The sequence below is a fragment of the Pseudogracilibacillus amylolyticus (SeqCode) genome, from assembly GCF_051918545.1.
GTDB lineage: Bacteria > Bacillota > Bacilli > Bacillales > Amphibacillaceae > Pseudogracilibacillus.
Window position 1 is genome coordinate 4966 of the sequence record NZ_JBPPZG010000237.1, and the last position, 517, is coordinate 5482.

At 34.0% G+C, this 517-nt stretch carries 1 protein-coding gene and 1 pseudogene; both read right to left on the reverse strand.

What is annotated here, in order from left to right; translation table 11 throughout:
• Positions 1-65 (reverse strand): annotated as a pseudogene (locus ACPYKA_RS18275) (helix-turn-helix domain-containing protein); the annotation flags it as partial.
• A 281-nt stretch (positions 66-346) separates the two neighbouring features.
• Positions 347-517 (reverse strand): helix-turn-helix domain-containing protein (locus tag ACPYKA_RS18280; protein WP_479543639.1); only part of this gene is annotated, 171 nt, incomplete at its 5' end.

Consider the following 517-nt stretch of genomic DNA (forward strand, 5'->3'; position numbering starts at 1 on the left):
ATCATCAAGGCCTGTTCATCTGTTGGATATAATCGGAACTTATACGCTTTATTTTGTTTAGCCATATCAAATCACCCCCCCTCAAAGGAATATATGTTCCCATTATATCATATGGAAGAAGTTTTGGCTATCGCCAACCAAAATTCATCTCCCCCTACCGCCTAAGCTACGCCCTTCACACGCTTGAAGAGGGTGACTTCTTGCGGAAGTGCGTTAATTTGCTATAATTTGGCGTGTAAACATAATTCAGCAGTAGATTTACTTTGGTATTCAGCGATTTAACAAAAAACTTTTCGACGATCTTCGTAATTTGTTATTTCCCCATAAAAAAATCTTAGCAACTAGGCTAAGATTGTGAATTTATATCTTCTTTTTCTTTTGTTTTTAAGACACCGGTCAACCAAACTTTAATACTTATGTTTAACAAAAACACATCATCTGGATTATCTAGAGATAGTTTTGTTAAACTTTCTATTTTTCTTAAACGATACAATAATGATTGTCTGTGTAAATTTAA